This window comes from Microbacterium gubbeenense DSM 15944, from assembly GCF_000422745.1.
In the GTDB taxonomy this organism is placed as follows: Bacteria; Actinomycetota; Actinomycetes; order Actinomycetales; family Microbacteriaceae; genus Microbacterium; species Microbacterium gubbeenense.
This window is the reverse complement of the sequence record NZ_AUGQ01000018.1, coordinates 43,384-50,227: the sequence shown is the minus strand read 5'-3', so window position 1 is coordinate 50,227 and position 6,844 is coordinate 43,384. Positions and strand designations below refer to the sequence as shown.

Here is a 6,844-nt window from a genome sequence, read left to right as displayed (position 1 = left end):
CAACGCGATGGCCGAGGCCGTCAACAACCTCTACAAGACCGAGCTGATCCGTCAGCAAGGGCCCTGGCGAACGGTCGAGCAGGTCGAGCTGGCGACGCTCGAGTGGGTGTGGTGGTGGAACAATCAGCGCCTCCACGGCGAGCTCGACATGCGCACACCCACCGAGGTCGAGAACGCGTACTACGCTGACCTCGAATCAGCCAATCCAGCAACTGCCGGACAAGGCTCCCGATAGGAACGAAAGTCAGGCCGATTCAGGGCGTCGCCTACGACTACTTCACCTGCACCGGCCGCCGGTTCAAGCGCAACGACTGCCAGCGCACCGCCATCCTCGTCCACCGCGTCGAGCAGAGCATCGAGAACCGCTACCAGCACGTCTCCGTCACCGACGACGAAGCCGAACAGATCAAGGCCGTGCTCGGGCAGGTCTTCGACGCCCTCGCCGAATCGACCAGCGACGAACGGACTCTGCTTGCCGGGCAGAAGGCCAAGCTCGAAGCCGAACAGGTCAAACTCCTCCAAGCCCACTACGCCGACGCGATCCCCATCGACCTCCTCAAAACCGAACAGGACCGCATCCGCGCGAGCCTCCACGCCATCACGAACCGGCTCGACACCCTCGCGACGACCTACGACAACGCGAGGATCGGGCTCGGCGCGATCCTCGGCCTCCTCACCGACATCGGTGACGTGTACGCGAAGGCCGAACCCGCCGAACGACGGATGCTCAACCGGGCACTATTCGACCGCATCACCATCGATGAAGAAGACCAAGCCGCCCTCGAACCAGCCCGGACGATCGCGACGATCCTCGAGGCCATCCCCAGGCCACGCAACGAAAGAACCTTGCCCCGCGATCACGCGGGGCAAGGTTCGAACGTTCAACTTTACGTGGACCCAGGGGGACTCGAACCCCCGACCCCCTGCATGCCATGCAGGTGCGCTACCAGCTGCGCCATGGGCCCGAATGAGATTTCCTTACCCTCGCGGGCAACTCATCCAGCTTACATCGAGCTCTGGGATCACGCGAAATCCGGCGATGCAGACGGGCGTGTCGGCAGCTCGAAGGGAACCGCGGGGCAATCCTTCCACAGGCGTTCGAGCGCGTAGAACTCGCGCTCCTCGCGGTGGAAGATGTGCACGATCAGGTCGCCGAAGTCGCACAGCACCCAGCGACCGCCGCCCTTGCCCTCACGGCGCAGCAGCTTGTGCCCGGTCTCGAGCAGCGCGCGCTCGACCTCGTCCGAGATTGCGCTCACGGCACGCTCGGAGCGGCCCGAGGCGATGAGGAAGATGTCTGCCAGCGGCATGGGCTCAGACACGTCGAGAGCAACCAGCTCCTCCGCCCCAAGCTTGTCGGCGGCGGTCGCTGCGGTCTGCAGCATGTCGATTGACGAAGGGCTCACTGGTTGAAGACTCCCGTGAAATAGAGGGTGATAAGGGTTCCGATCGCGACGATGCCGAGGCCGCCCGCCGTGATGCCGAGTACCATCAGCAGGCCGCGCCCCTTGTCGGGCGTCGGAGGGCGAATGACCTCGTGCGCAGCCTTCTGAGTCGAGATGGCTGAAGACGCCGCGATGGGCGTCGGTGACGAGCTCGGCGGCAGCTCGCCGTCGAGGAGGACAGCGTCGACGTCGCGACCGTCGGTCGTGCCCTTCGCGGCGCCGGTGGATCCGATGCCGTCGGCGAGCCGGTGCGAGCTCGTCATGATGATCGAGCTGGGCGACGTCGTGGCGTGACGCTCCATGATGTCGTCGAACGACGCCGACTCGTCGGGCGCCCACACGGCGTTCCCGACACCCGCTCCGAACGTCGGGCTCAGCGCCGGGATGACCGTCGTGTTCGGCTCCGCGTCGTCGTCGGCAGGCGACGACTGCGCAGCGGTCGCCTCATCCGGGTCCGTGCGCACCTCGGAGATCACGTTGATCGCCACGTCGGGGTCGTCGACGGCGGCGGACGGCGAATCGGACGGGTCGTCATCGATCTCGATGACGGGCATCTCGTTCGTGCGCAGGCGGCGCAGCTCGCGGCGCGTGAGCGGGGGAACCTCGGAGCCCTCCTGCGCGGAGGTCGCAACCACGTTCGGACCGCGAGCCTCGGGAGCCTCGGCGGCAGGCTCCTGCTCGACGGCCGGACCCGCTTCCGCGACCGCTCCCCGCACGGAGGCAGCGTCCTGATCGACGGCGTCCTGATCGGCCGCGGGAGCGGGCTCGACGACGGTATCCTTCTCGGAGGCCTCCGTGCCGCGAACGGGCACGGAGCCGCCTCGCGCGCGCAGCTCGCGAAGCTCGCGCCTCGTCAGCGGACGATTCTCCTGCTCGCCAGAAGTGCTCATTCCTTGCTCCGATAAAGATGGTGTTTGGCGATGTACTGAACGACGCCGTCGGGCACGAGGTACCAGACCGGAAGCCCGCCCGCGACGCGTTCTCGACAATCCGTCGACGAAATCGCGAGGGCCGGGATCTCGAGCCGGCTCACCCTGTCACTCGGCAGGTCGCCGATGTCCAGCGTATGCCCCGGGCGCGATACTGCAACGAAATGCGCAAGATCCCACAGCTCATCATGATCTCGCCAGCCCACGATCTGCGCGATCGCATCGGCGCCCGTGATGAAGAAGAGCTCGGCCTCGGGACGCGCGTTCTGCAGATCGCGCAGGGTATCGACGGTGTAAGTCGCACCCGTGCGGTCGATGTCGACCCGGCTGACCGTGAAGCCCGGGTTGGACGCCGTTGCGATGACGGTCATCTCGTAGCGCTCCTGCGCCCCCGAGACATCGTTCTTGTGCCACGGCTGGCCGGTCGGAACGAAGATGACCTCGTCGAGGCCGAAGCTCGTCGCGACTTCGCTCGCGGCCACCAGGTGGCCGTGGTGGATGGGATCGAACGTCCCGCCCATCACTCCGATGCGAGCGCGCCCCGACGAAAGTGTCACGCGCTCAGTGCGACGACTCGTCGTTGCGCTCGGCCGGGTCGGCGTGGCGGTGAGCTACGTTCGTGTACGAGGCCGTCACGAGCGCGAGCACACCGAAGATCGCCACGGCGATGAACGCGATCGGCAGCGTCTCGAGCATCACATTTCCGTGATGCTCCGCCTCAGCTGCGAGGGTGACGATCGAGGCGGCGATATGCATCCTGACTCCGTTCGAAGAAAATCTGTCGGTGCCCTCCAGCCTATCGTGAAGGGCCTGTGATGATTGTTACGCGCGCACCTGGCCGGCGCCGCGTCCGATCCATTTCGTGCTCGTCAGCTCGGGCAGCCCCATCGGGCCGCGGGCGTGGAGCTTCTGCGTCGAGATGCCCACCTCCGCGCCGAAGCCGTACTCGCCGCCATCGGTGAACCGCGTCGAGGCGTTCACGTACACAGCCGCCGAATCGACCTCGGCGAGGAACCGCTCGGCGTTGGCGACGTCGCTGGTCACGATCGTTTCGGTGTGGTGCGTGCTGTAGCGATCGATGTGATCGAGCGCATCGTCGAGCGTATCGACCACGCGCATGGCGATATCGAGCGTGAGGTACTCGGTCGCCCAGTCGTCGTCGGTCGCCGGAACAACGCCATTCGCGAGGTCCTGAACCGTCTGGTCGCCGTGCACCGTGACGCCCGCCTGCTGGAGAGCCGCCACGACGCCGGGAACAAGGCGCTCGGCTGCGTCGCGCAGCACGAGAACGCTCTCGGCCGAGTTGCACACGCTCGGGCGATGCGTCTTCGAGTTCACGGTGATCTCGCGCGCCATCTCCTCCGGCGCGCTCGAATCCAACACGACGTGCACGTTGCCGGCGCCGGTCTCGATCACGGGCACCGTCGAGCTCGTGACGACCGTCTCGATGAGGTTCGCGGATCCGCGCGGCACGAGCACGTCGATGAGGCCGCGCGCGGTCATCATCGCATTCGCGCCGACGCGGCCGAACTCGTCGACGGTCTGGATCGCCTCGGGGTCGACACCGCACGATCGGAGCGCCTCGCGCATGATGTCGACCAGCACGGTGTTCGATGACGCCGCGGCGCTCCCCCCGCGCAGGACGACCGCGTTGCCGGAGCGCAGCGCGAGCGATGCGATGTCGACCGTGACGTTCGGCCGCGCCTCATAGATCGCGCCGACGACGCCGAACGGCACGCGAACCTCTTCGAGGCGCAGTCCGTTCGGCAGGCGCTGTCCGCGCACCACCTCGCCCACCGGGTCCGCCAGGCGGGCGACGTCGCGCGTCGCGTCCGCCAGCGCGCCCACGCGCTCCGTCGTAAGCGCCAGGCGGTCGAGCAGCGAGTCGCCGATACCGTTCGCGCGCCCGCGATCGAGGTCCTCGGAATTCGCCTCGACGATCCGAGCCGATCCCGCGACGAGAGCGTCCGCGATCGCGCCGAGCGCGTCGGCCTTCTCGCGGCTCGTGAGTCTCGCGATCTGCTTCGCCGCGGCCTTCGCGCGCGCGAACCTGATCTCGGGGGCGTCGGCGGTCATCTCGTCACCTCGTGGTCGTCATCACTCAGGATCACCGACAGCGTGTCGGTCTTCGGCTCGCTCGTCGGCGCCGGCGCGAACCACGTGCCCACCTGGCGCCCTGCGAGGGCGTCGGCGATGTTGTCCGCGCCCGTAACGAGCGCTCCCACCCCATTATCCTGCGCCAGACGGGCGGCGGACGCCTTCGTGGCCGCTCCCCCTGTTCCGACGCTGTTGACGACCTTGTCGCCGAACTCGTACTGGCGCATGTCCTCGTCCGGACCGATCGTATCGATCGGGCGGGCGCCGTCGCGGTCGGGCGGCGCGGTGTACAGCGCGGAGATGTCGCTGAGCAGGATGAGGGCGTCGGCCTTCATGAGGTGCGCCACGAGCGCCGACAGCCGGTCGTTGTCGCCGAAGCGGATCTCGTGGGTTGCGACCGTGTCGTTCTCGTTCACGATCGGCAGCACGCCGAGCGTGAGCAGGCGGTCGAGGGCGCGACGCGCGTTCGACCGCGGGGTGTCGTTCTGCATGTCGGTCAGCGTCAGCAGCACCTGTCCCGCCAGCACGTCGAAGCGCGCGAGGCTCGACTGCCACCGCCACAGCAGCACGTTCTGTCCGACGGCGGCCGCCGCCTGTTGGGTCGCGAGATCGGTCGGGCGGCCCGCGCTGAAGTCCATCAGCGACAGCGCCGTCGCGATGGCACCGGACGAGACCAGGATGATCTCCTGGCCTCGCGCACGCGCCTCGATGATCGCGTCGACCAGCATGTCGATGCGCCATTCGGCATTGCCGCTGATCGACGACGATCCGACCTTGACGACGATACGACGGGCCGACAAGATGTCGTGCCGCGCGTATGCCGTCACTCGGTCACATCCGGGTTCTCGGCCTCCGCGGCGCTGCCCGCAATGCGGCGCTCGTCTTCCAGTGCGCGCTCGATCGTACGGGCGTCCTGGCGCGCCTTGTACGCGTCGCGGCGCTCGTGCGTCGTGCGGCGCTGGTTGCCCTCGAGGCGCGCATCGGATCCGCGCGGTGCCTGCGTCAGCTCGGCGGCCGAGCTGATCGCCGGATCCCAGTCGAAGACGACGCCGTCGCCCCCACCGATCACAACGGGCGAACCGGGGGTTGCGCCCGCGCGCGCCAACGCGTTCTCGATGCCGAGCTTGTCGAGCCGGTCGGCGAGGTACCCGACCGCCTCGTCGTTCTTGAAGTCGGTCTGCTCGACCCACCGCTCCGGCTTCGCACCGAGGATGCGGTAGAGCGTGCCGTACGAGCCGCCCTCGGCCTTGACCGTGAACTCCGGTGCGCTGGACGTCGGCCGGATCACGACGCGCTCAGCGGGTGCGACCTCAGGGATGCGTTCGCGCTCGGCCTTGACGAGCTCGGCCAGCGCGAACGTCAGCTCGCGCAGCCCGCGGTGCGCCACGGTCGAGATCTCGAGCACGCGGTATCCGAGTGCTTCGATGTCGGCGCGCACGAAGGCGGCGAGCTCCTCGGCCTCGGGCACGTCGATCTTGTTCAGCACCACGATCTGCGGGCGCTCGATGAGGGGCGTCTGGCCCTCGGGCACCGGATAGCGCGCGAGCTCGGTGCGGATGATCTCGAGGTCGCTCAGCGGGTCGCGCCCCGGCTCGAGCGTGGCGCAGTCGAGCACGTGCACGAGAGCGGTGCATCGTTCGACGTGGCGCAGGAACTCGAGCCCCAGCCCGCGCCCCTCGCTCGCGCCCTCGACGAGGCCGGGAACGTCGGCGACGGTGTATCGGGTGTCTCCCGCCTGCACGACGCCGAGGTTCGGGTGCAGCGTCGTGAAGGGGTAGTCGGCGATCTTCGGCTTCGCCGCAGAGATCGCCGCGATGAGGCTCGACTTGCCGGCCGACGGGAACCCCACGAGCGCGACGTCGGCGAGCGTCTTGAGCTCAAGGATGACGCGGCGCTCGTCGCCCGACGTGCCGAACAGAGCGAACCCCGGGGCCTTGCGTTTGGGCGACGACAGCGCGGCGTTTCCGAGGCCGCCGAGGCCGCCCTGCGCGGCGACGAAGGTCATGCCGGGCTCGATCATGTCGACGAGCACCTCGCCGTCGGGCGACTTCACGACCGTGCCGACCGGCACCGGAAGTTCGAGGGTCGCGCCGTGCGCGCCCGAGCGCATGTCGCCCATTCCGAACCCGCCGTTGTCCGACTTGCGGTGCGGCAGGTGGTGGTACGGCAGCAGCGTGGTGGTCTGCGAATCGGCGACGAGCACGATGTCGCCGCCGTTGCCGCCGTTCGCGCCATCTGGCCCGGCGAGCGGCTTGAATTTCTCACGGCGAACCGACACGCAGCCGTTTCCGCCGCTGCCGGCCTTCAGGTGCAGGGTGACCTCGTCGACGAACGTGACCATGGTGCCTCTTCGTTGATTGGTGTTGATACGCA

9 protein-coding genes and 1 tRNA gene are annotated in these 6,844 nt (G+C 68.1%); 1 reads left to right on the top strand and 9 read right to left on the bottom strand.

Translation table 11 applies throughout. The features are described 5' to 3' along the window. Nucleotides 1-235, top strand: a 235-nt coding sequence (locus G510_RS16495) for an integrase core domain-containing protein (RefSeq protein WP_157560548.1), incomplete at its 5' end; no start/stop codon positions are given. On the opposite strand, the gene G510_RS0110520 is transcribed toward G510_RS16495, so the two are convergent. The 9 genes from G510_RS0110520 to obgE form a co-directional block, all read right to left on the bottom strand. Then, nucleotides 181-594, bottom strand: a complete 414-nt coding sequence (locus G510_RS0110520; RefSeq protein ID WP_029153601.1) for a hypothetical protein — start codon at nt 592-594, stop codon at nt 181-183. The genes G510_RS16495 and G510_RS0110520 overlap by 55 nt on opposite strands. Nucleotides 595-892: 298 nt before the next feature. After that, nucleotides 893-965 (bottom strand) — tRNA-Ala (locus tag G510_RS0110515). 57 nt (nt 966-1,022) lie between these two features. Further along, complete coding sequence (rsfS, locus tag G510_RS0110510; RefSeq protein ID WP_029153600.1) at nt 1,023-1,385, bottom strand: ribosome silencing factor; 363 nt, start codon at nt 1,383-1,385, stop codon at nt 1,023-1,025. Between the two features lie 17 nt (nt 1,386-1,402). Further along, complete coding sequence (locus G510_RS0110505; protein ID WP_029153599.1) at nt 1,403-2,335, bottom strand: hypothetical protein; 933 nt, start codon at nt 2,333-2,335, stop codon at nt 1,403-1,405. Next, a complete protein-coding gene (gene nadD, locus G510_RS0110500) occupies nt 2,332-2,931 on the bottom strand; it encodes a nicotinate-nucleotide adenylyltransferase (protein WP_036322863.1) in 600 nt (199 codons plus the stop codon). Before nadD ends, G510_RS0110505 begins: the two co-directional genes overlap by 4 nt. A 4-nt stretch (nt 2,932-2,935) precedes the next feature. Beyond that, on the bottom strand, nt 2,936-3,130 hold the full coding sequence (locus G510_RS0110495) for a hypothetical protein (protein ID WP_029153597.1): 195 nt from the start codon (nt 3,128-3,130) through the stop codon (nt 2,936-2,938). Between the two features lie 66 nt (nt 3,131-3,196). Beyond that, on the bottom strand, nt 3,197-4,450 hold the full coding sequence (locus G510_RS0110490; RefSeq protein WP_029153596.1) for a glutamate-5-semialdehyde dehydrogenase: 1,254 nt from the start codon (nt 4,448-4,450) through the stop codon (nt 3,197-3,199). Beyond that, nucleotides 4,447-5,298 (bottom strand): glutamate 5-kinase, encoded by an 852-nt coding sequence (gene proB, locus G510_RS16490; RefSeq protein ID WP_036322861.1) that lies wholly within the window; start codon nt 5,296-5,298, stop codon nt 4,447-4,449. Before proB ends, G510_RS0110490 begins: the two co-directional genes overlap by 4 nt. Then, entirely contained in the window at nt 5,295-6,812 is a 1,518-nt protein-coding gene (obgE, locus tag G510_RS0110480) for a GTPase ObgE (RefSeq protein WP_029153595.1), read from the bottom strand. Before obgE ends, proB begins: the two co-directional genes overlap by 4 nt. Nucleotides 6,813-6,844: the final 32 nt, after the last annotated feature.